19 protein-coding genes are annotated in these 21,601 nt (G+C 60.6%); all 19 read left to right on the top strand.

Annotated elements, in window-relative coordinates:
* The first annotated feature begins 120 nt into the window (after positions 1-120).
* The 19 genes from AT302_RS26810 (at position 121) to atpD (ending at position 21,465) form a co-directional block, all read left to right on the top strand.
* Positions 121-1,266 carry an ABC transporter substrate-binding protein gene (locus tag AT302_RS26810; protein WP_058376598.1) on the top strand — a complete coding sequence of 382 codons (1,146 nt, stop codon included), beginning with the start codon at positions 121-123 and terminating at the stop codon, positions 1,264-1,266.
* 244 nt (positions 1,267-1,510) lie between these two features.
* Positions 1,511-2,011: a homoprotocatechuate degradation operon regulator HpaR gene (gene hpaR, locus AT302_RS26805; protein WP_058376597.1), complete on the top strand. Its 501-nt coding sequence runs from the start codon at positions 1,511-1,513 to the stop codon at positions 2,009-2,011.
* Between the two features lie 334 nt (positions 2,012-2,345).
* On the top strand, positions 2,346-3,401 hold the full coding sequence (locus tag AT302_RS26800) for a branched-chain amino acid ABC transporter permease (protein ID WP_058376596.1): 1,056 nt from the start codon (positions 2,346-2,348) through the stop codon (positions 3,399-3,401).
* 18 nt (positions 3,402-3,419) lie between these two features.
* Entirely contained in the window at positions 3,420-5,216 is a 1,797-nt protein-coding gene (locus AT302_RS26795; RefSeq protein WP_058376595.1) for a branched-chain amino acid ABC transporter ATP-binding protein/permease, read from the top strand.
* Entirely contained in the window at positions 5,216-5,962 is a 747-nt protein-coding gene (locus tag AT302_RS26790; RefSeq protein ID WP_058376594.1) for an ABC transporter ATP-binding protein, read from the top strand. The genes AT302_RS26795 and AT302_RS26790 overlap by 1 nt, the downstream gene beginning before the upstream one ends.
* A 2,004-nt stretch (positions 5,963-7,966) precedes the next feature.
* Complete coding sequence (gene mnmG, locus AT302_RS26780) at positions 7,967-9,931, top strand: tRNA uridine-5-carboxymethylaminomethyl(34) synthesis enzyme MnmG (RefSeq protein WP_058376592.1); 1,965 nt, start codon at positions 7,967-7,969, stop codon at positions 9,929-9,931.
* Positions 9,932-9,942: 11 nt separating this feature from the next.
* Positions 9,943-10,623, top strand: a complete 681-nt coding sequence (gene rsmG / locus AT302_RS26775) for a 16S rRNA (guanine(527)-N(7))-methyltransferase RsmG (RefSeq protein ID WP_058376591.1) — start codon at positions 9,943-9,945, stop codon at positions 10,621-10,623.
* Entirely contained in the window at positions 10,620-11,210 is a 591-nt protein-coding gene (locus AT302_RS26770) for a lipocalin family protein (RefSeq protein WP_058376590.1), read from the top strand. Before rsmG ends, AT302_RS26770 begins: the two co-directional genes overlap by 4 nt.
* A 184-nt stretch (positions 11,211-11,394) precedes the next feature.
* Positions 11,395-12,165, top strand: a complete 771-nt coding sequence (locus AT302_RS26765; protein WP_058376589.1) for a ParA family protein — start codon at positions 11,395-11,397, stop codon at positions 12,163-12,165.
* Positions 12,166-12,192: 27 nt separating this feature from the next.
* On the top strand, positions 12,193-13,092 hold the full coding sequence (locus AT302_RS26760; RefSeq protein WP_058376588.1) for a ParB/RepB/Spo0J family partition protein: 900 nt from the start codon (positions 12,193-12,195) through the stop codon (positions 13,090-13,092).
* Between the two features lie 80 nt (positions 13,093-13,172).
* Positions 13,173-14,300, top strand: a complete 1,128-nt coding sequence (locus AT302_RS26755) for an SLC13 family permease (protein WP_058379976.1) — start codon at positions 13,173-13,175, stop codon at positions 14,298-14,300.
* A 243-nt stretch (positions 14,301-14,543) separates the two neighbouring features.
* Complete coding sequence (locus tag AT302_RS26750; RefSeq protein ID WP_058376587.1) at positions 14,544-15,047, top strand: ATP synthase subunit I; 504 nt, start codon at positions 14,544-14,546, stop codon at positions 15,045-15,047.
* Between the two features lie 67 nt (positions 15,048-15,114).
* Positions 15,115-15,966 carry a F0F1 ATP synthase subunit A gene (gene atpB, locus AT302_RS26745; protein ID WP_058376586.1) on the top strand — a complete coding sequence of 284 codons (852 nt, stop codon included), beginning with the start codon at positions 15,115-15,117 and terminating at the stop codon, positions 15,964-15,966.
* 84 nt (positions 15,967-16,050) lie between these two features.
* Positions 16,051-16,317 (top strand): F0F1 ATP synthase subunit C, encoded by a 267-nt coding sequence (atpE, locus tag AT302_RS26740; protein WP_010807762.1) that lies wholly within the window; start codon positions 16,051-16,053, stop codon positions 16,315-16,317.
* Positions 16,318-16,439: 122 nt separating this feature from the next.
* A complete protein-coding gene (locus tag AT302_RS26735) occupies positions 16,440-16,910 on the top strand; it encodes a F0F1 ATP synthase subunit B (RefSeq protein ID WP_058376585.1) in 471 nt (156 codons plus the stop codon).
* Positions 16,911-16,912: 2 nt separating this feature from the next.
* Positions 16,913-17,443 (top strand): F0F1 ATP synthase subunit delta, encoded by a 531-nt coding sequence (locus AT302_RS26730; protein WP_058376584.1) that lies wholly within the window; start codon positions 16,913-16,915, stop codon positions 17,441-17,443.
* A gap of 51 nt (positions 17,444-17,494) precedes the next feature.
* The gene (atpA, locus tag AT302_RS26725; protein ID WP_058376583.1) at positions 17,495-19,036 is read left to right on the top strand and encodes a F0F1 ATP synthase subunit alpha; all 1,542 of its coding nucleotides are present in this window, start codon (positions 17,495-17,497) and stop codon (positions 19,034-19,036) included.
* An 88-nt stretch (positions 19,037-19,124) separates the two neighbouring features.
* The gene (atpG, locus tag AT302_RS26720) at positions 19,125-20,012 is read left to right on the top strand and encodes a F0F1 ATP synthase subunit gamma (RefSeq protein WP_058376582.1); all 888 of its coding nucleotides are present in this window, start codon (positions 19,125-19,127) and stop codon (positions 20,010-20,012) included.
* A gap of 61 nt (positions 20,013-20,073) precedes the next feature.
* Complete coding sequence (atpD, locus tag AT302_RS26715) at positions 20,074-21,465, top strand: F0F1 ATP synthase subunit beta (protein ID WP_058376581.1); 1,392 nt, start codon at positions 20,074-20,076, stop codon at positions 21,463-21,465.
* The last annotated feature ends 136 nt before the right edge of the window (positions 21,466-21,601 follow it).

The following is a 21,601-nucleotide window of genomic DNA, read 5'->3' as shown; positions in this document are numbered from 1 at the left end:
ATTTGGGGAAACCGCACTTTACGAGACGGTACGGGTGCCCGTAAGATGGGCGGCAATTCACCGACTGAGCGGTCGGTTAATGTAAGAAGAACGAATTCGAAATTTTGTGAGGAGACCCAAATGAAACTGAAGTTGCTGTGCATGGCATCGGCGATGATGCTGGCTGCGGGCGTCGCGCACGCTCAAGTGAAGATTGGCGTGTCGCTGTCGGCGACGGGTCCCGCGGCATCGCTGGGCATTCCCGAGAAGAACACGATCTCGCTGATGCCGAAGACGATCGCAGGGCAGACGGTGCAGTACATCGTGCTCGACGATGCGACCGACACCACGACCGCCGTGAAGAACATGCGCAAGCTCATCAGCGAAGATCACGTCGACGCCGTGCTCGGCTCGACGGTCACGCCGAACTCGCTGGCGATGGTCGACGTGGCTGCGGAAACGCAGACGCCGGTGATCTCGATGGCCGCAGGGGCTGCCATCGTCGAACCGATGGATGCCAAGCGCGCCTGGTCGTTCAAGACGCCGCAGAACGACATTCTGATGGCCACCGCCATTGCCAAGCACATGGCTGACACGGGCGTGAAGACCGCCGCGTTCATCGGCTTCTCGGATGCGTACGGCGAAGGCTGGTACAAGGAATTCCTGAAGGCCGCCGACCTGAACAAGATCAAGATCGTTGCGAACGAACGCTTCAACCGCGCCGACACGTCGGTGACCGGTCAGACGCTCAAGATCATGGGTGCGAACCCGGACGCCGTGCTGATCGCCGGTTCGGGCACGCCGGCCGCACTGCCGCAACGCTCGCTCAAGGAACGCGGCTATAAGGGCAAGCTGTATCAGACGCACGGTGTGGCGAACAACGACTTCCTGCGCGTGTGCGGCAAGGACTGCGAAGGCACGTTCCTGCCGGCGGGCCCGCTGCTCGTCGTCGACCAACTGCCGGCGGACAACCCGGTGAAGAAGTCGGCTGCCGCGTACAAGGCCACTTACGAGAAGGCCTACGGCGCCGGTTCGATCTCGACCTTCGGCGGCCACGCCTGGGACGGCGGTCTGCTGCTGCAAACGGCCATTCCGGTCGCGCTCAAGAAAGCTAAGCCGGGCACCCCGGAATTCCGCGCCGCACTGCGTGAAGCGCTGGAAAACGTGAAGGAAATGCCGGGCACCGCCGGTATCTTCAATATGAGCAAAAACGACCACAACGGTCTGGACCAGCGCTCGCGCGTGATGGTGCAAATCGTCGACGGCAAGTGGAAATTGGCGAACTGATACGCCGCGGGGCTGCCTATAGCACTCAGGCATGCTCCGCTTTCTCATCTGCGGTATCTGCGCCCGGCGTGAGTTTGGGCGGAAGAACGGGCGTTCGCGCCCGTTTTTTTTGAGCGTGGTAGTTTCGCGCTTCGCAAAGAGTCGGCAGGACATGCGAAACGAGCGGCACATGAGAGGCCGCGTTGTCCCAACCTGATCGCCGCAGCCGGGGGGCTGTCCGCGCGATCCTTTCGAGCGTAAATCCATGACGGGTGAATTCGAGCACCGCAATCTATCTCTGGTGTTGTTGCAGTCGCGTGAAGCGGTGATGGGGCTGTTCCGGCCCTTGCTCAATCGTTACGACATCACCGAGCAGCAATGGCGCGTGATCCGTACCGTAAATGACAGTGAATCGGGGGAGATGGAAATCGGGCAAGTGGCACGGGAGTGCTGCATTCTCAGCCCGAGCCTGTCGGGCATGCTGGAGCGCATGGAGGCCGCAGGCCTGATTCTGCGCAAGCGTGTGTCTTCCGATCAACGCCGGGTCATGGTGTCGCTGACGCCGGCGAGCCGGGCCTTGTGCAAGAAACTCGGCCCGTTGGTCGAGGAGCGATACGGCTATCTGGAAGACAAGGTCGGGCGCGACACGCTCGCCGAAATCTACCGCCTGCTTGACGTGGTACGCGAGGCGTTGCCGCCTGAAGTGCTGGCCGAAGCGCCATCGCTGCCGGCCAAGCCGCGCCGCCGCCGCAAGGCTGGGCCTTGACTTGTACGCATATGTGTTGCCGGACGTTGGGGTGTGAAGCCCTAATGTCGGCGGTGGTTGGCTGATGTTGTCCGGGGTTGTCGACGCAGGCGGGGTGCCTGACCGGTCGATTTGTGAAGGGCGGGTGACAACGGGACGGGCGTTATCTCAGTAGTCACCCGGGTTTTACCAATGCATAACCGTTTATACAATTCATAATTCGCTGCATCACTCCTTGGAGACCGGGAGGGTGTGTCGAAGTGAAGGGGAACGGGGCGGCAGCGCGCCGCGCCGTGCATCACACCGGCTGTCTCGCCAGCCGGTTCAAGAAGTACTCAAACGAAGTGAGAGGAGCATGGATCTTTCGATTGCCGCCATCCTGGCGCAGGACGGCATCACTACGGGTGCGATTTATGCCTTGCTGGCATTGGCCCTCGTACTGGTGTTCTCCGTTACCCGCGTCATCTTTATTCCGCAGGGCGAGTTCGTGTCGTATGGCGCACTCACGCTCGCGGCCCTGCAAACCCAGAAATTCCCGCTGACCAGCTGGCTGCTCGTGGCCATGGGCGTGTGCACGTTCATCGTGGAGACGGCCGGTGTGTTGCGCCATAGCGAACGCCGCAAGCTCGCGGGCCGACTGGTGCCGGTGCTGGCGGGCAAGTATCTGGTGTTCCCGATTGCCGTGTTCTTCGTCGTGAAGGCGCTGGCACCGATGACGCTGCCGATGCTCGTGCAGATCGCCATCACGCTGCTGCTGGTCGTGCCGATGGGGCCGATGCTCTATCGCCTGGCCTATCAACCGCTGGCCGAAGCGAGCACGCTGCTGCTGCTGATCGTCTCGGTGGGTGTGCACTTTGCGCTGACCGGGCTGGGTCTGGTGATGTTCGGTGCCGAAGGCTCGCGCACGCAGCCGTTCTCGGATGCCAGCTACAACATCGGCTCGGTGATGATCTCGGGCCAGAGTCTGTGGGTGCTCGGGGTGTCGGTGGTCATGATTCTGGCGCTGTACTTCTACTTCGACCGTTCGCTCTCGGGCAAGGCACTGCGCGCAACCGCCGTGAATCGTCTGGGCGCGCGTCTGGTCGGTATCGGCACCGTGCAGGCCGGGCGGTTGGCGTTCACGCTGGCGGCGGCACTGGGTGTGCTGTGCGGCATTCTGATTGCACCGATCACGACCATCTATTACGAGTCGGGCTTCCTGATCGGTCTGAAGGGCTTCGTGGGCGCGATCATCGGTGGTCTGGTGAGTTACCCGGTCGCGGCGCTCGGCGCCATTCTCGTGGGCCTGCTTGAGTCGTACTCGTCGTTCTGGGCGAGTGCGTACAAAGAGGTCATCGTGTTCACGATGATCCTTCCGGTGCTGCTGTGGCTGTCGCTCACAAGCAAGCACGTGGAAGAGGACGAGGAATAAGCCGGGGCGGACCACAGAATGAAAAACAAATACTTCCTGATTTTTCTGGTGCTACTGGCCGTGTTGCCGGTACTGCCTGCGCCGGTACGTCTGCCCGAATACTGGGTGACGCTGCTCAATTACATCGGCCTCTACAGCATCGTGGCCATCGGTCTGGTATTGCTCACGGGTGTGGCCGGCATGACGTCGTTCGGTCAGGCCGCGTTCGTCGGTCTGGGTGCCTATGCGACGGCTTATCTGACGACGGCCTACGGCGCTTCGCCGTGGCTCGGTCTGGTGGTCGGCATCGTCATCACGGCCGCTGCGGCGCTCGTGATCGGCGCGATCACCATGCGTCTGTCGGGCCACTTCCTGCCGCTCGGTACGATCGCGTGGGGCTTGGCGCTGTACTACCTGTTCGGCAACCTTGAGTTCCTCGGCAAGTACGACGGCCTGAACGACATTCCGACCATCAACGTGTTCGGCGTCGAATTGGCGAGCGGGCGTCAGATGTTCTATCTGATCTGGGTGGTCGTGGTGCTGGCGGTGGTGTCGGTCAAGAACCTGCTGGATTCGCGTCAGGGCCGTGCGATTCGCGCGCTCAAGGGTGGCGGCGTGATGGCCGAAGCCATGGGCGTGAACACCGCGTGGATGAAGGTGGTGGTGTTCGTCTACGCCGCCGTGCTCGCCGCGATTTCGGGCTGGCTGTACGCGCACTTGCAACGTGCCGTGAACCCGACGCCGTTCAACCTGAATCACGGCATCGAGTACCTGTTCATGGCGGTGGTGGGCGGCGTCTCGCACGTCTGGGGCGCTGTGCTGGGGGCCGCGATCCTGACGGTGCTCAAGGACTACCTGCAAAACATCCTGCCGGTGTTGCTGGGTGCTAACGGTAACTTCGAGACGATCGTCTTCGGGGTGCTGCTGGTGTTGCTGCTGCAATACGCACGCGATGGCGTGTGGCCGTTCTTCGCGAAGATCTTCCCGGCACGCCGTGTGGCCCGGGCCCCTGAGCAAGCGGACGCGTTGGGCCATCGTGCCAAGCCGGCCGTGGGCGAAGTGGTGCTCAAGCTGGAGAAGGCGCGCAAGGAGTTCGGCGGGCTGGTGGCGGTCAACGATGTGTCGTTCGAAGTGAAGGCCGGTGAAATCGTCGGTCTGATCGGTCCGAACGGCGCCGGCAAGTCGACCACGTTCAATCTCGTGACCGGGGTGTTGCAGGCCACGCGCGGTGAGATTTCGTTCCTCGGCGAGCGGATCGATCGTCTGCCGTCGCGTGAGATCGTCAAGCGCGGTATCGGCCGGACCTTCCAGCACGTGCGCTTGATGCCGCATATGAGCGTGCTGGAGAACGTGGCGATCGGCGCGTATCTGCGTGATAAGAACGGCCTGCGCCGGCGTCCGCAGGGCGGTGTGTGGTCGAGCGTGCTGCGTCTGGACCGCCATGAAGAGGCCATGCTGCTGCACGAAGCTGCGAAGCAGATCGAGCGTGTGGGCCTTGGCGCGCACATGTATGACGAAGCGGGCAGTCTCGCGCTGGGGCAGCAACGGATTCTGGAAATTGCGCGGGCACTGGCGTGCGATCCGACACTGCTGTTGCTCGACGAGCCGGCCGCTGGCTTGCGTTACAAAGAGAAGCAGGCGCTGGGCGATTTGCTGCGCAAGCTCAAAGATGAAGGCATGAGCGTGCTGCTGGTCGAGCACGACATGGATTTCGTGATGAACCTGACCGATCACCTGGTGGTGATGGAGTTCGGCACCAAGATCGCCGAGGGGCTGCCCGAAGACGTGCAGAAGAACCCGGCGGTGCTCGAGGCGTACCTCGGAGGAGTGGAGTGATGGCAGAGGCGATTCTGGAGGTCAAGGACCTGGCGGTAGCCTACGGCAAGGTCGAGGCAGTACATGGGGCTCACCTGCGCGTGGAAGCCGGTCAGATCGTCACGGTGATCGGTCCGAACGGCGCAGGCAAGTCGAGCATGCTCAACGCGATCATGGGCGCGCTGCCGCACAACGGTTCGAGCCGCGGCAGCGTGGCGTATCTCGGCCACGAGATGTCGGCGCTGAGCATCGAGACGCGCGTGGCGCGCGGCATGTGTCTGGTGCCGGAGAAGCGCGAGTTGTTCTCGACGATGACGGTCGAAGACAACCTGCTGCTCGGCGCGTACCGCCGCAAGAAGGCCGGGGAGAAGAACTTCCTCGATCAGATGGAAGTGGTCTACGCGCTGTTTCCGCGCCTGAAAGAGCGCCGCGTGCAGCAGGCCGGTACGCTGTCGGGCGGTGAGCGCCAGATGCTGGCGGTGGGCCGCGCGTTGATGGCCAAGCCGCAACTGCTGATGCTCGACGAGCCGAGCCTTGGGCTTGCGCCGCTGATCGTGAAGGAAATCTTCCACATCATCAACGACTTGCGCAAGACGGGCGTGGCAACGCTGCTGATCGAGCAGAATGCCCGGGCGGCCTTGCAGGTGGCTGACTACGGTTACGTGATCGAGACGGGTGAGCTGGCGCTGGAAGGCCCTGCACAAGAGCTGGCGAGCAACCCGAAGGTGATCGAGACGTATCTGGGGCTGGCAAAGAAGGCTGCCTGATACTGCTGAAGCATGCGTATCTGGCGCGGCATGTCCTTGCCGACGTTGAACAAGAAACCCGCCTCCCGGCGGGTTTTTTTATGGCGGTGTGTTGAGCGCGAGTTGTGATGACGTCGGAGAGGTGACGGGGCTTTTTTTGTGGCGTCGGGTGGCAATGAAAGATTGTCGCGAATATGATCCGGCCCCAATTTCCGGACGATCCAAAAAGCGAGTTATCCACGACAACGAGAACTCACTTATTCACAGTTGCTTGTGGATAGTTATGCAACGCGCAAATCTATGGCGCACTGCCGCAATAAGGGGTTTGGCGATTTTTACGATTTTCGAGTGAATTCGTCGCTTAGGGTTATCCACAGAAAAGCAATTTCTTGTTTGAGGTTTTGCGTGGGTGTCGAGTGATGTGGATAACGGGGAGTGCGCTCGTACTTTAGTCGATGAAGTTGTACCGCCGGTGCGTTGTGTTTTGGCGAACACGATTGTGGTTTTTGGTGGTTGCCGCTCACGTTAGCGGTAACGCGCAATGCCTCGGTTGTGGGGAATGGATACGTGCGATGGGTTTCACGTGGAACGCGCAGTGCTGTGGTTGCATCCAGTGGTCGAGATGAAAATCTCCGAGGTGGATTTCGCAGTTGGGGAGCGCTGGGTGATTGCGTCTTGTTGCGTCGCTATCTTTGGTGGCTGCGGTCCTGTGTTTGCATCCAGTGATCGACGGCAACGTTACTGGATGGATGTTCAGGTCGTGTGTCTCTGAATTTCCGTATTCACGGTGTTGGCCGGTTTGATTTGATACCGGGGTGGAGTAGGTGCTTCATTCTCGAATTCGGTCTCGGGTTCGGGAACACGGCATCTTGGTATTTCTCATGTGGATGTGGATGTGGATGCCGGGGTGGATGCGTTTGTCCGCGCAGGGCAGAGGGGAAAGCATGTTCCATGAGTTTGTTGCTGCTATCGAAGTGCCGAGCTATTCCCCCTGCCTGCGGCATATCGGTCTCGCTCCGGTCTTGCGCCAAATCTCGCGTGTCACGGGTTTTCGGATTCTGATTCCCCGCGACGTGTTCGCATTGAGACGCTCCTGTCGAGAAGCGCTTTCGTTTCACGTGAAACACGGTGGGGTGGTGGACGACTTCATCAGGACGGGTGCCATTGAGTCGTTCATTTGGCGGGAGGTATCGGTGGAGCGCTCGCGATTGGGGTGGTAGCACCGGCACGCCGCGAATAGGCTCTTGAGATCGAGAGACATGCCCAGAGGTTGAGATCCGCGCGGGGTTGGCTCCCGAGTGGCTCATCACGCTGGGGTTTCAGGGCAGTGTTTCACGTGGAACTCTCGCCTTGATTTCTGAGATGCCATTGGTCCGGAGAGAGGGACTCTGTTTCACGTGAAACATGGAAGGCGCGGTGATGTGATTCGACAATTGTCGTTGGCCGGAGCCACGGCGATGGATGGGGAGAATTGAATGACTTCGCTTGGTGATGGCCCGGTGCCGACGATGGGATTGGTATCCGGGGAATTCATTTTGAGTCGGTCGGTGGATTGATCCTCCGGGAGCGCGACGCTCCGATGTTTCACGTGAAACGTGATGGGCATTCGTGACCGGTTGGACAATTACCGCTGGCCTTAGTCGCGAGCATTGTCGACGGCACGCCGAACTCGGGGGAGGGCGCTTCTCCGGCGAACTTGGTTTGTCATCGGACGGGCCTGACACCCACTGGGCTCGATCAATGACGCTGGATTGCCCGCCGGGAACGCTAGACTCCCCGTGTTTCACGTGAAACATGAGAGGGGTGACTGTCATTTCAACGAACCAGTCTCCAAGCAATCCACCGCCATATCTCCTCAAATCCACCAAACCTTCCCAATGTTCCACGTGGAACAGTCTCCAATATCGTCGTTTTCCACTCACGTTCCACGTGAAACATAGCGTGGTTACAAATGATGCATCGCAATACCGCTATAATTCCGCAATTACCGAATCCAGAGAGTTTGCCGCACGCGGCAAAATTGCGATGCTTTATCCAACCGAGTTCGATGTGATCGTAGTGGGTGGCGGCCATGCCGGCACTGAGGCTGCGCTCGCCTCGGCCCGCATGGGCTGTAAAACCCTTTTGCTTACCCACAATATCGAGACGCTCGGTCAGATGAGCTGTAACCCCTCGATTGGTGGCATTGGCAAGGGCCATCTCGTTAAGGAAGTCGATGCGCTGGGCGGCGCCATGGCGGCGGCGACCGACGAGAGCGGCATCCAGTTTCGCATTCTGAATTCGTCGAAAGGGCCGGCCGTACGTGCGACGCGCGCCCAAGCCGACCGCATTCTCTATAAGCAGGCGATCCGTCATCGTTTGGAAAATCAGCCGAATCTCTGGCTGTTCCAGCAGGCCGTCGAAGACCTGATCGTTGAAGGCGACCGCGTTGTCGGTGCCATCACGCAGGTTGGGCTGCGCTTCCGCGCTCGTGCCGTGGTGCTGACCGCTGGCACGTTCCTCGACGGCAAGATTCACGTTGGCTTGAACAACTACGTCGGCGGTCGCGCCGGTGACCCGGCGGCTATCAGCCTGTCGGCGCGCCTGAAAGAGTTGAAACTCCCGCAAGGTCGCTTGAAGACCGGTACGCCGCCGCGTATCGACGGTCGTTCAATCGACTTCTCCGTGCTCGAAGAGCAGCCGGGTGACCTTGATCCGGTACCCGTGTTCTCGTTCTTGGGCTCGGCTGCCCAGCATCCGCGCCAAGTGCCGTGCTGGGTCACGCATACCAATGAGCGCACGCACGACATCATCCGTGGGGGGCTCGACCGCTCGCCGATGTACACGGGCGTGATCGAAGGGGTAGGGCCGCGCTACTGCCCGTCGATCGAAGACAAGATTCATCGCTTCGCCGACAAGACGTCGCACCAGATCTATCTGGAGCCGGAAGGGCTGACGACCAACGAGTTCTATCCGAACGGCATCTCCACGAGTCTGCCTTTCGACGTGCAACTCGAACTGGTCCGCTCGATGAAGGGCATGGAGAACGCGTATATCCTGCGTCCCGGCTATGCCATCGAGTACGACTACTTCGATCCGCGTGGGCTGCGTAGCTCGCTGGAAACGCGTGTGATTTCGGGCCTGTTCTTTGCCGGTCAGATCAACGGCACCACGGGTTACGAAGAAGCCGCGGCACAGGGGCTGCTTGCCGGTATGAATGCCGCGCTTCAGGTGCAGGGCCGCGAAGCCTGGTGCCCGCGTCGCGATCAGGCCTATCTGGGCGTGCTCGTGGATGACCTGATTACGCGTGGCGTGTCCGAGCCGTATCGCATGTTCACCAGCCGCGCCGAATACCGCCTGTCGCTGCGTGAAGACAATGCCGACATGCGCCTGACCGAAGTCGGTCGCGAACTCGGTGTGGTGGACGACGTTCGTTGGGAAGCCTTCTGTCGCAAACGCGATGCTGTTTCACGTGAAACAGAACGCCTCAAAACCACGTGGGTGAATCCCAAGACATTCCCGGCGGAAGATGCCGTGCCGTTGCTCGGCAAGGCCATCGACCACGAGTATTCGCTTGCCGATCTGCTGCGTCGTCCGGAAGTCAGCTACGACGCGCTGATGGCAGTGCAGGGCGGTCGACTCGCCCCTGAAAATGCGCTGTCCGACGATCCGCTGCAAGCCGGGCAGATTCGTGAACAGATCGAGATTGCGGCCAAGTATCAAGGCTACATCGATCGTCAGGCCGACGAGATCGTTCGCAAGGAAGCCAATGAGAACACCGTGCTGCCCGCGAGCATCGATTACAACGAGGTGCGGGGTCTGTCGATAGAAGTGCGCCAGAAGCTCGCGGCTCAGCGTCCCGAAACGTTGGGGCAAGCGTCGCGTATCTCCGGGGTGACACCGGCGGCGATCTCGTTGCTGATGATCCATCTGAAGAAGGGGCTGGGACGCCGTCGCGCGTCGGGTGACACAAGTGCGGGCGCCGATGACGGCGACCAGCACGCCGCCTGACCGGAGACGACATGACGGCTTCAAGAAACACTGCCGCGCAAGGCGGCAACGAGCTGGCTACGCTATTGGCCGACGGCATCGCACAACTCGGCTTGTCGATCAGCCCCGAGCAGCAAGTGCGCTTGCTCGATTTTCAGGCGTTGCTGGCCAAGTGGAATGCCGCTTTGCAGATGACCTCGATTCGCGATCCGCGACAGATGGTCGTCAAGCACCTGCTGGACTCCCTCTCGATTCTGCCGCGCCTCGACCGTGAGCCGATTTCACGTGTACTTGACGTGGGCTCAGGCGGCGGGTTGCCGGGCGTGGTGCTGGCCATGGTGCGCCCGGACTGGCAGGTGACGGTCAATGACATCGTGCACAAGAAGACCGCGTTCCTGACGCAAGCACGGGCCACGTTCAAGCTGACCAACCTCACCGTCGTAACTGGCCGTGTGGAGTCGCTGGTGATCGGCAAGGAAGTGCCGGCGGCCTTTGACGCCATCGTGTCGCGTGCCTTTGCCGAGCTGAACGACTTCGTGACGCTGGGGCAGAATCTGCTGGCGCCCGAAGGCAGCTTCTGGGCTATGAAGGGTGTCGCCGCCGAGAGTGAACTGGCTTTGCCGCCGGGTTACGCGCTGGTCGAACGCTTGCCGCTGCAAGTGCCATTCCTCGACGCCGAGCGTCATTTGCTTCGCGTGAAGGTGGCTGCATGACCGGAATTACCCGCTGGATTGGTGCTGCGATCGTTGGTTTTTCGCTGCTCGCCGCCGTTGCCTGGGCGCAAACCGGACAAGAATCGCTGACCACACGGGTACGCCCGGTCGGGGCGATCGATAAGACGCGTTATGTCGGCACCTGGTACGAAATAGCACGCTATCCGAATTTCTTCGAGCGAAAATGTGTGTCGGACGTGACCGCTGAATACGTAGCGCGCGCCGATGGCCGGATCGAAGTCACGAACAAGTGCCGCAAAGACGATGGCACCTGGGTGAGTGATGCAGGCCTCGCACGCACCGACGGGCAGGGCACCGGCACCGCGCGCTTCAAGGTGACCTTCGCGCCGGACTGGTTGCGCTGGATTCCCTGGCTTTGGGCGAACTACTGGGTTATCGTGCTCGACGGCGACTATCAGTATGCCGCCGTCGGAGAGCCGGGCCGCGAGTACCTGTGGATCCTGTCGCGCACGCCGACCATCGACGAGAACACGTTGAATCAAATGCGCGCGCAGTTGCGCAAACAAGGCTACGACACCGACAAGCTCGTGTTGACGCCCCAGAAAGCCAGCACCGGCAATAACTGAGCATTGCTCAGGTAATCGAATTCATCGAATTTGCAGTATTTATCGGCAAGTCAGCCATCGGCCGGCCGCGTGACCATGTCATGCTGTCGAATCGTTCGCCGACTTGGCGGCACGACCTGCATCACCCCGCTTCATCAGCATCAACCGCGCTTGAACAAGGCAGCATTCGGAGGACTACATCGGCATGGCGAAAATTTTCTGCGTGGCCAATCAGAAGGGCGGCGTCGGCAAGACGACCACCACGGTGAACCTCGCCGCCGGTCTGGCGTCGCACGGACAGCGTGTCCTGTTGGTCGACCTGGATCCGCAGGGCAACGCGACAATGGGCAGCGGCATCGACAAGGGCGCGCTCGAGACGAGCGTCTACGAGGTGCTGGTCGATGGCACGGACGTGAGCGTGAGCCGTCAGCGTTCGGAGACGGGTAACTACGACGTGTTGCCCGCCAACCGCGAACTCGCGGGGGCCGACGTGGAGCTGGTGTCGCTCGAGAACCGTGATACGCGCCTCAAGCAGGCACTCGAGAAAGTGGACGACGCATACGACTTCGTCCTCATCGATTGCCCGCCGACGCTCTCGCTGCTGACGCTGAATGGCCTGTGTGCTGCGCACGGCGTGATCATTCCGATGCAGTGCGAGTACTTCGCGCTCGAAGGGCTCTCAGATCTCGTTAATACGATCAAGCAGGTGCACGCGAATCTGAACCGTGACCTGAAGGTGATCGGCTTGCTGCGCGTGATGTTCGATCCGCGTATCACGCTGCAACAACAAGTCTCGGAGCAGCTCAAGCAGCACTTCGGCGACAAGGTTTTCAACGCGATCATTCCGCGCAATGTGCGGCTCGCCGAGGCGCCGAGTTACGGCATGCCCGGCGTCGTCTTCGACCCCGCATCGCGTGGCGCGCAGGCGTATCTGCAATTCGGCGCAGAGATGATCGCGCGCATTCAAACTATGTAAGGCGCATTCGCGCAGGAACGCATTGTCATGGCGACCAAGACCAACGCACTCAAAAAGAAGGGCCTGGGCCGCGGCCTCGAAGCGCTGCTCGGCGCACACGCCGATAACCATAACGGCGCAGACGAAGCCTCGGCCGAAGGGGCACCGTCGGTGATGGCGCTCGACCGCTTGCAGGCGGGCAAGTACCAGCCGCGTACGCGCATGGATGAAGGCGCATTGCAGGAGCTCGCCGCGAGCATTCGCGCGCAAGGGCTGATGCAGCCGATTCTCGTGCGCCGTGTCGATGGTGAGAAGTACGAAATTATTGCTGGCGAACGGCGCTTCCGTGCCGCCCGCATGGCCGGTCTGTCGGAAGTGCCTGTGCTCGTGCGCGATGTGCCCGATGAAGCCGCTGCCGCGATGGCGCTCATCGAGAACATTCAGCGCGAAGATCTGAATCCGCTGGAAGAAGCGCAGGGCATTCAACGCCTGCTCGGTGAATTCAATTACACGCATGAACAGGCCGCTGAATCGCTCGGCCGTTCGCGAAGTGCTGTGTCGAATCTGCTGCGCCTGCTCAACCTCGCGCAACCGGTGCAGACGATGCTGCTCGCAGGCGATCTTGATATGGGGCACGCGCGTGCGTTGCTCTCCGTCGATGCGGCCACGCAGATTACGCTCGCCAATCAAGTGGTGAACAAGCGACTGTCGGTGCGCGACACCGAGCGCATTGTCAACGCGTCGCTCAAGCCGCAAGGCGATGGCATTCGTCGCCGTTCGGCGGAAGAGGGCGGTCGCGATGTGACGCGTCTCGAAGAAGAATTGTCGGATCTGCTCGCCTCGAACGTGAAGATCAAGGTCGGCCGCAAGGGCGCCGGTGCGCTCACCATCGAGTTCGGCAGCCTCGATGCGCTCGACGGCATTCTCGCGCGCATTCGTGACGAATAATGTCGGTGTCCTGATTATCTGAATATCCACACATGACCGATGACGCGCAGCATCAGACGGCACCCGCACGGTTGACGCTGATGAAGCGCACATTGGGTGCGTTGGGCACGTTGTTCGAACGGGTGCGTAGCGATCGCGTCCTCGTGATTTTGCTGATCGCGTTTATCGCGCTACAGATATTTCGACCCGCAAGTGTTGGCGCGTTGTTTGCGCGCATCGATCAGCACACCATCCTCACGCTCGCCGGCCTGCTGATGCTTACGCGGGCCATCGACCAGAGCGGCTTCCTCGATTGGCTTGCGCAACGATTGTTGCGATGGTTTTGCACTGAGCGACGCCTTGCGTTGTTGATGGTGGGTTTTGCGGCGGCGTTGTCCACGCTGCTTACTAACGATGTCGCGTTGTTCGCGGTCGTGCCGCTGGCGTTGTCGCTCGCTCGCATTGCGCCGGTGCGCATCGAGCGGCTGATCATCTTCCTCGCACTGGCGGTCAACGCCGGGTCGAGTCTCACGCCGCTGGGTAACCCTCAGAACCTCTTCCTGTGGCAGCACAGCGGGATGGGCTTCGGTGGGTACGTCGCCATGATGACGCCGATCACCGTGGCGCTCATGGCGCTTCTGCTGGCCGTCTGTGCGTTCGCATTCGACTCGCGGGCCCTGCATTTTCAGCGACGGGGGCCATCGCACGAAGTGCGCTGGCCGCTGTTGTGGACTGCACTCGTATTGTTCGTGGCATTCGTGGCGCTGGCCGATCACGGTCTCGCCGGCTGGGCGTGTGCCGGGGTCGCGGTGGTGCTGTTGCTGGCGCGGCGGAGTGCGGTGCTTGGCATCGACTGGTTGCTGCTGACGATCTTCGTGCTGATGTTCGTGGTGTTGCGCGGCGTGGCCGAGATGCCGGAAGTGCGCACGCTACTGGGGCACGTGGACTTCTCGGGCACCCTGACGGCGTATCTGGGCGGCGCCGTGTTGTCACAATTCATCAGTAATGTGCCCGCAGCGATTTTGCTCGCGGAGTACACGCAAAACTGGCCCGCACTCGCTCACGGCGTTGCTGTCGGGGGCTTTGGCCTGGCGATCGGGTCGTTAGCCAACCTAATTGCATTGCGCATGGCGAAATCGAGCAAAATCTGGTGGCACTTTCACTGGATTTCGATACCGTTTTACCTGGTGGCACTGGGGCTAGGGTTCGCTGCCCTGAAATGGGTCTGATCATGCCCTCAAAGCGGCGCAGATGTCGTGATTGCGCGGCCTTCCGGACGAATGCCGCGCTGCACCATGCGAGAATGCGCACTCCGTGAGAGTTGGCGCCAAATCGAAGCATGCACTGCACAGTTTCGGCGAATTTGTTGCGTGTTTCAATTGACTGGCGTTCGTAATCTCCCGTAAAATCTCGCGGGTTTAACTGCTTGAAGAGCCCATTCGTTTTGCACGAGTCGGGCGGGGAGGTACGAGATGGCCGATGAAATACGGTCGAACTTGGAACCGAAACCGCAAGCGCCGGCGCATGCAACAGATGATGTTTGGGACGACGAGCAGGAGCAAGAAACAATCGTTCCGCTCACGCGTGCGCAGGCCGAGCGCCTGTTCGGTCCCAATGTGGGGCGCGCATCCCGTGTGACTCCATTCAGAGTGGTGGGTGCCCAGGTACTGTTGTCGCTCGCGGCGACACTGGCTTGGTGGGTACTCTCGGCATCGCCCCAAGAGGCTGCGGTGTCTGCATGGCTGGGCGGAATGATGGGTTGGGTGCCGGGCGCATTGTTTGCGCTGCGGCTAAGAATTTCAGGTGATCGCCTCTCCGTCGGTTCGTTAGTGGCGGGAGAAGCGGTCAAGGTAGCAACGACGATTGCGTTGTTGGTGGCCATAGCGTTCGGTTACCCGGGAGTTCACTGGGTAGCGTTGCTGGTCACCTTCGTGCTGACGCTGAAGGCCTATTGGCTGGCGATGGCATTCAAGTAGCGGTCAATTCCGCTCACGCGTCGCGCGCTGCCGTGTGCGGATTTTCATAATTGGGTGTTTGATCGCTATGTCAGTAGAAGCCGGTAGCCACGCTCCGAACCCGTCGGAGTACATTTCGCACCACCTGCAAAACCTCGCGAGCTCGACGCAGACGAAGATCGTCGACTTCTCGATCATCAATTGGGACACCATGTTCTGGTCGATCGCGATGGGCGCGCTGGGCTGCTTCGTGCTTTGGTTGGCCGCTCGTAAAGCCACCTCGGGCGTGCCGGGCCGTTTCCAGGCTGCGGTCGAAATGCTCGTCGAGATGGTCGAAGACCAGTCGAAGAGCATCGTGCACGGCAATCGTGCCTTCATCGCTCCGCTCGCGCTGACCGTGTTTGTCTGGGTCGCGCTCATGAACTCGCTGGACCTGTTGCCCGTCGACCTGCCGTCGAAGGTCATCGGCTGGGTCGGCCTCGGCTCGATCATTACCCACCATCGTATTGTCCCGACGGCCGATTTGAACGGCACGCTCGGTATCGCCGTTGGCGTGCTGATTCTGATGCTGTACTACAGCTTCAAGATCAAGGGCGCGGGCGGTTTCATGCATGAGCTGTTCACGGCACCGTTCGGCAACCACTTTCTGCTGTGGATCCCGAACCTGCTGCTCAACCTGATCGAATTCTGTGCCAAGACCGTGTCGCTCGGTATGCGACTGTTCGGCAATATGTACGCCGGCGAACTGGTGTTCCTGCTGATCGCGCTGTTGGGCGGTATCTGGAGTTTTGGCGCAGATGCGTCGGTGCTGGGTTTTGTCGGTCATATCATCGCCGGCACCGCATGGGCGATTTTCCACATCCTGATCGTGTTGCTCCAGGCGTTCATCATGATGATGCTCACGCTGGTGTATATCGGCCAGGCGCACGACCATCACTGATCGGTTGTTGCGGTTGTTACGTGTTTCCCGGTTTTTCGGTTTTTCAAATTTAAAGTTTCAAGTCTCTAACCAATAGGAGTAATCATGCAAGCTTTCATCGCTAACATCCAGGGTCTGACCGCCATCGGTATCGGTATCATCATCGGTCTGGGTGCCATCGGCGCCTGTCTGGGTATCGCGTTGATGGGCGGTAAGTACATCGAAGCATGCGCACGTCAGCCGGAACTGATGAACCCGCTGCAAACGAAGATGTTCCTGCTGGCTGGCCTGATCGACGCCGCATTCCTGATCGGCGTGGGCGTTGCCATGCTGTTCGCATTCGCGAACCCGCTGCTGTCGAAGCTCGCTTAAGTTTCTTTCGGATGGTCGCGCACTGATCCGCGCGACCTGGACATGAACGGCGCGCCCAAGCCAGCAGGCACAATGGGGCGCGCTGTTTTGCCAATCGACTCGCAACACCGAAAGGGAACACCGTGAACATCAACGCAACTCTGTTCGCGCAAACCGTCGTGTTTCTGATCCTGGCATGGTTCACGATGAAGTTCGTGTGGCCGCCGCTGATCAAGGCTATCGACGAACGCGCGAAGAAAATCGCTGACGGTCTGGCTGCTGCCGATAAGGGCAAAGCCGAACTCGAAGCCGCCAACAAGCGCTCCACGCAAGCCCTCACGGAAGCCCGTGACGAAGGCGCGAAGCGTATTGCCGACGCTGAAAAGCGCGCGCAAGCCGTGGCCGAAGAGATCAAGCAGCAGGCTCAAGCCGAAGCCGCCCGTATCATCGCCAACGCCAAAGCTGAAGCCGAGAACCAGGCCGTCAAGGTCCGTGAATCGCTGCGCGAAGACGTTGCCGGTCTGGCAGTCAAGGGCGCCGAGCAGATCCTGAAGCGTGAAGTTGACGCCAAGGCCCATGCTGACCTGCTGAACCAACTCAAGGCAGAGCTCTGATCATGGCCGAACTCGCAACCATCGCTCGTCCGTACGCTGAGGCGTTGTTCCGCGTGGCCAAGGCCGGTGATCTGAATCGCTGGTCGGAGCTGGTGCGCGAACTGGCGCAAGTGGCAGCGCTTCCCGAAGTGGCTAATCTGGCCGACGATCCCAAGGTAACGCCGGCGCAAGTCGTCGACGTGCTGACGGCTGCCGTGAAATCGACCGACGCTGAAGTGCGTAACTTCGTCGCCGCTGTGGTCGAAAACGGTCGCCTGGCTGCCATGACGGAAGTCGCCGAGCAGTTCGAGGCGTTGAAGAACGCCGCCGCCGGTTCGGCGGATGCCACGATCGAAAGCGCCTTCCCGCTCGACGGTGAGCAACTGACCTCGCTGGTCAAGGGCCTCGAGCACAAGTTCGGCCGCAAGCTCAACCCGAGCGTGACGGTAGACCCGTCGCTGATCGGTGGCGTGCGTGTGGTGGTTGGCGACGAGGTGCTGGACACTTCGGTGCGCGCCCGCCTGGCGGCCATGCGGACGTCGCTGACGGCCTGACGGCCGGCGCGAATCGCCTGCGACGGCAAGAATTGAATATCAGGAGCACATATGCAACTCAATCCCTCTGAAATCAGCGAACTGATCAAGAGCCGGATTCAAGGTCTCGAGAGCGGCGCCGAAGTCCGTAACGAAGGCACCGTGATTTCGGTGACTGACGGTATCTGCCGCATTCATGGCCTGTCGGACGTGATGCAAGGTGAAATGCTCGAATTCCCGGGCAACACCTTCGGTCTGGCACTGAACCTCGAGCGCGACTCTGTCGGCGCCGTGATTCTGGGTGAATACGAGCACATCTCGGAAGGCGACACCGTCAAGTGCACGGGCCGCATTCTGGAAGTGCCGGTTGGTCCGGAACTGAAAGGCCGCGTCGTTGACGCGCTGGGCGTGCCTATCGACGGCAAGGGCCCGATCAACGCCAAGATGACCGACGCAATCGAAAAGATTGCCCCGGGCGTGATTTGGCGTAAGTCGGTGTCGCAGCCGCTGCAAACGGGTACCAAGGCTATCGACGCCATGGTGCCGATCGGCCGTGGCCAGCGCGAGCTGATCATTGGTGACCGTCAGACGGGTAAGACCGCTGTGGCCATCGACACGATCATTTCGCAAAAGGGCAAGGGCGTGACCTGCGTCTACGTCGCGATCGGCCAGAAGGCTTCGTCGATCATGAACGTGGTGCGCAAGCTCGAAGAAATGGGCGCGATGGAATACACCATCATCGTGACCGCTACCGCTTCGGACTCGGCCGCCATGCAGTTCATCGCACCGTACGCCGGTTGCACGATGGGCGAATACTTCCGCGACCGCGGCGAAGACGCGCTGATCATTTATGACGACTTGACCAAGCAAGCTTGGGCGTACCGTCAGATCTCGCTGCTGCTGCGCCGCCCGCCGGGCCGTGAAGCTTACCCGGGTGACGTGTTCTATCTGCACTCGCGTCTGCTCGAGCGTGCCGCTCGCGTCTCGGAAGAGTACGTCGAGAAGTTCACGAACGGCGCGATCAAGGGCCAAAGCGGCTCGCTGACCGCACTGCCGATCATTGAAACGCAAGCCGGTGACGTGACCGCGTTCGTTCCGACGAACGTGATTTCGATTACCGACGGCCAGATCTTCCTGGAAACCGACCTCTTCAACGCAGGTATCCGTCCGGCAATTAACGCCGGTATTTCGGTGTCGCGCGTCGGTGGTGCTGCCCAGACCAAGGTCATCAAGAAGCTGTCGGGCGGTATCCGTACCGACTTGGCTCAGTACCGTGAGCTGGCTGCGTTCGCGCAGTTCGCTTCGGATCTGGACGAAGCCACCCGCAAGCAACTCGAGCGCGGCCGCCGCGTGACGGAACTGCTCAAGCAGCCGCAGTATCAGCCGCTGCAAGTGTGGGAACTGGCCGTGTCGCTGTTCGCCGCCAACAACGGTTATCTGGACGATCTCGAAATCGCTCAGGTCCTGCCGTTCGAAAAGGGTCTGCGCGAAGTTCTGAAGACCAGCCACGCTGCGCTGATCGGCCGTATCGAAGAGACCAAAGATCTCTCGAAGGACGACGATGCTGCCCTGCACGCTGCGATCAAGGACTTCAAGAAGACCGGCGCTTACTAATCCGGTTGAATCGGTAACTATTCAACGGACCCGGGAAGGCGCGATGTTCAGGCAAGAGCGGACGTCGCGCCGAGACAAGGAGTAAGCAATGGCTGGAATGAAGGAAATTCGCGGCAAGATCAAGAGCGTGCAAAACACGCGCAAGATCACCAAGGCCATGGAAATGGTGGCCGCGTCGAAGATGCGCAAGGCGCAGGAACGCATGCGCCATGCCCGGCCGTACGCTGAGAAGGTACGCCAGATCGCTGCGCATATGGGCCAGGCGAATCCGGAATACCACCACCCGTTCATGGTGAAGCATGCTGACGCGAAAGCGGCCGGCATCATCGTGGTGACGACGGACAAGGGTCTGTGCGGCGGCTTGAACACCAACGTGCTGCGTGCCGTGGTGACCAAGCTGAAGGCGATCGAAGCGCAAGGTCTGAAGATTGAAGCCACCGCCATTGGCGGCAAGGGCTTCGGTTTCCTGAACCGTATCGGCGCGAAGGTTGTGTCGCACGTGGTGCAACTGGGCGACACCCCGCACCTCGACAAGTTGATCGGCGCCGTGAAGGTGCAGCTCGACGCGTATGCCGAAGGCAAGCTCGACGCCGTGTATCTGGCCTACAACCGCTTCGTCAACACGATGAAGCAGGAAACCGTGGTCGAACAACTGCTGCCGCTGCCCGAGAAGTTCGAAGGCCAATCGGAAGACGCGAGCGCAGTGCCGGCAACGCATTCGTGGGACTACATCTACGAACCGGACGCAAAGTCGGTAGTGGATGCCCTGCTGGTGCGTTACGTCGAAGCGGTCGTGTATCAGGCAGTCGCAGAGAACATGGCGTCGGAGCAGTCCGCCCGTATGGTGGCCATGAAGGCCGCATCGGACAACGCGAAGACCGTGATCGGTGAATTGCAGATGGTCTACAACAAGGGCCGTCAAGCATCGATTACGAAGGAACTGTCCGAAATCGTGGGTGGCGCTGCCGCTGTTTAAGCGGTGGCACGGGCCGATGCGCCGCAAGGCGAAATGAATTTGAGTATCTAAAGGAAAAGCGATGAGTACTGCTTTGATTGAAGGCAAAATCGTACAGTGCATCGGCGCCGTGATCGACGTGGAGTTCCCGCGCGATAGCATGCCGAAGATCTACGACGCGCTCATTATGGACGGTTCGGAACTGACGCTCGAAGTTCAGCAGCAGCTGGGCGACGGCGTGGTTCGTACCATCTGTCTGGGTTCTGCCGAAGGCCTGCGCCGCGGCATGATGGTGAAGAACAGCGGTCTGCCGATCACTGTGCCGGTCGGTAAGCCGACGCTGGGTCGCATCATGGACGTGCTTGGCCGTCCGATCGACGAAGCCGGTCCGATTGCACGCGATCACACGCGCTCGATCCACCAGAAGGCTCCGGCATTCGACGAGCTGTCGCCGTCGACGGAACTGCTCGAAACCGGCATTAAGGTTATCGATTTGATCTGCCCGTTCGCCAAGGGCGGCAAGGTGGGTCTGTTCGGTGGCGCCGGTGTGGGCAAGACCGTGAACATGATGGAACTCATCAATAACATCGCCAAGGAACACGGCGGTTATTCGGTGTTTGCCGGCGTGGGCGAGCGTACCCGTGAAGGGAACGACTTCTACCACGAAATGAAGGACTCGAACGTTCTGGACAAGGTCGCGCTGGTGTACGGCCAGATGAACGAGCCGCCGGGCAACCGTCTGCGCGTCGCGCTGACCGGTCTGACGATGGCCGAGCACTTCCGTGACGAAGGTCTCGACGTGCTGTTCTTCGTGGACAACATCTACCGTTTCACGCTGGCCGGTACCGAAGTGTCCGCACTGCTCGGCCGTATGCCGTCGGCAGTGGGCTATCAGCCGACGCTGGCTGAAGAAATGGGTAAGCTGCAAGAGCGTATTACGTCGACCAAGAAGGGCTCGATCACGTCGGTGCAAGCCGTGTACGTGCCAGCCGATGACTTGACCGACCCGTCGCCGGCAACCACCTTCGGCCACTTGGACGCCACCGTCGTGCTGTCGCGTGACATCGCCTCGCTGGGTATCTACCCGGCAGTCGATCCGCTCGACTCGACCTCGCGTCAGATCGACCCGAACGTGATTGGCGAAGAGCACTACACGGTCACCCGTCGTGTGCAGTCGACGCTCCAGCGCTACAAGGAATTGCGCGACATTATCGCGATTCTGGGCATGGACGAACTGTCGCCGGACGACAAGCTGGCAGTGGCACGCGCTCGTAAGATCCAGCGTTTCCTGTCGCAGCCGTTCCACGTGGCAGAAGTGTTCACGGGTTCGCCGGGCAAGTACGTTCCGCTCAAGGAAACGATCCGCGGCTTCAAGATGATCGTCGACGGCGAATGCGACCACCTGCCCGAGCAGGCGTTCTACATGGTCGGCACGATCGACGAAGCGTTCGAAAAAGCCAAGAAGATGCAGTAAACGGTTGAGTGCCGGGTGACGGCGGAAGTCTCTCGCGAGACTTGCGCTGCACCGGCAGGTGACTGTCGAACGGCGGGGTAGCGGGGCGAGGGCGGTAACGACCGCGCTCAGTGCCTCTGCCGCTTCATCACACTCA

It is taken from the genome of Pandoraea norimbergensis (assembly GCF_001465545.3).
GTDB classification, from domain to species: Bacteria; Pseudomonadota; Gammaproteobacteria; order Burkholderiales; family Burkholderiaceae; genus Pandoraea; species Pandoraea norimbergensis.
Note: the sequence above shows the minus strand (reverse complement) of the source record. Positions and strands in the feature narration are given on the sequence as shown.

Excerpts from the sequence above, each read along its gene's own strand:
- AT302_RS26810 (WP_058376598.1), top strand. The coding sequence starts at position 121 with ATGAAACTGAAGTTGCTGTGCATGGCATCGGCGATGATGCTGGCTGCG.
- hpaR (WP_058376597.1), top strand. The coding sequence starts at position 1,511 with ATGACGGGTGAATTCGAGCACCGCAATCTATCTCTGGTGTTGTTGCAG.
- AT302_RS26800 (WP_058376596.1), top strand. The coding sequence starts at position 2,346 with ATGGATCTTTCGATTGCCGCCATCCTGGCGCAGGACGGCATCACTACG.
- AT302_RS26795 (WP_058376595.1), top strand. The coding sequence starts at position 3,420 with ATGAAAAACAAATACTTCCTGATTTTTCTGGTGCTACTGGCCGTGTTG.
- AT302_RS26790 (WP_058376594.1), top strand. The coding sequence starts at position 5,216 with ATGGCAGAGGCGATTCTGGAGGTCAAGGACCTGGCGGTAGCCTACGGC.
- mnmG (WP_058376592.1), top strand. The coding sequence starts at position 7,967 with ATGCTTTATCCAACCGAGTTCGATGTGATCGTAGTGGGTGGCGGCCAT.
- rsmG (WP_058376591.1), top strand. The coding sequence starts at position 9,943 with ATGACGGCTTCAAGAAACACTGCCGCGCAAGGCGGCAACGAGCTGGCT.
- AT302_RS26770 (WP_058376590.1), top strand. The coding sequence starts at position 10,620 with ATGACCGGAATTACCCGCTGGATTGGTGCTGCGATCGTTGGTTTTTCG.
- AT302_RS26765 (WP_058376589.1), top strand. The coding sequence starts at position 11,395 with ATGGCGAAAATTTTCTGCGTGGCCAATCAGAAGGGCGGCGTCGGCAAG.
- AT302_RS26760 (WP_058376588.1), top strand. The coding sequence starts at position 12,193 with ATGGCGACCAAGACCAACGCACTCAAAAAGAAGGGCCTGGGCCGCGGC.
- AT302_RS26755 (WP_058379976.1), top strand. The coding sequence starts at position 13,173 with ATGAAGCGCACATTGGGTGCGTTGGGCACGTTGTTCGAACGGGTGCGT.
- AT302_RS26750 (WP_058376587.1), top strand. The coding sequence starts at position 14,544 with ATGGCCGATGAAATACGGTCGAACTTGGAACCGAAACCGCAAGCGCCG.
- atpB (WP_058376586.1), top strand. The coding sequence starts at position 15,115 with ATGTCAGTAGAAGCCGGTAGCCACGCTCCGAACCCGTCGGAGTACATT.
- atpE (WP_010807762.1), top strand. The coding sequence starts at position 16,051 with ATGCAAGCTTTCATCGCTAACATCCAGGGTCTGACCGCCATCGGTATC.
- AT302_RS26730 (WP_058376584.1), top strand. The coding sequence starts at position 16,913 with ATGGCCGAACTCGCAACCATCGCTCGTCCGTACGCTGAGGCGTTGTTC.
- atpA (WP_058376583.1), top strand. The coding sequence starts at position 17,495 with ATGCAACTCAATCCCTCTGAAATCAGCGAACTGATCAAGAGCCGGATT.
- atpG (WP_058376582.1), top strand. The coding sequence starts at position 19,125 with ATGGCTGGAATGAAGGAAATTCGCGGCAAGATCAAGAGCGTGCAAAAC.
- atpD (WP_058376581.1), top strand. The coding sequence starts at position 20,074 with ATGAGTACTGCTTTGATTGAAGGCAAAATCGTACAGTGCATCGGCGCC.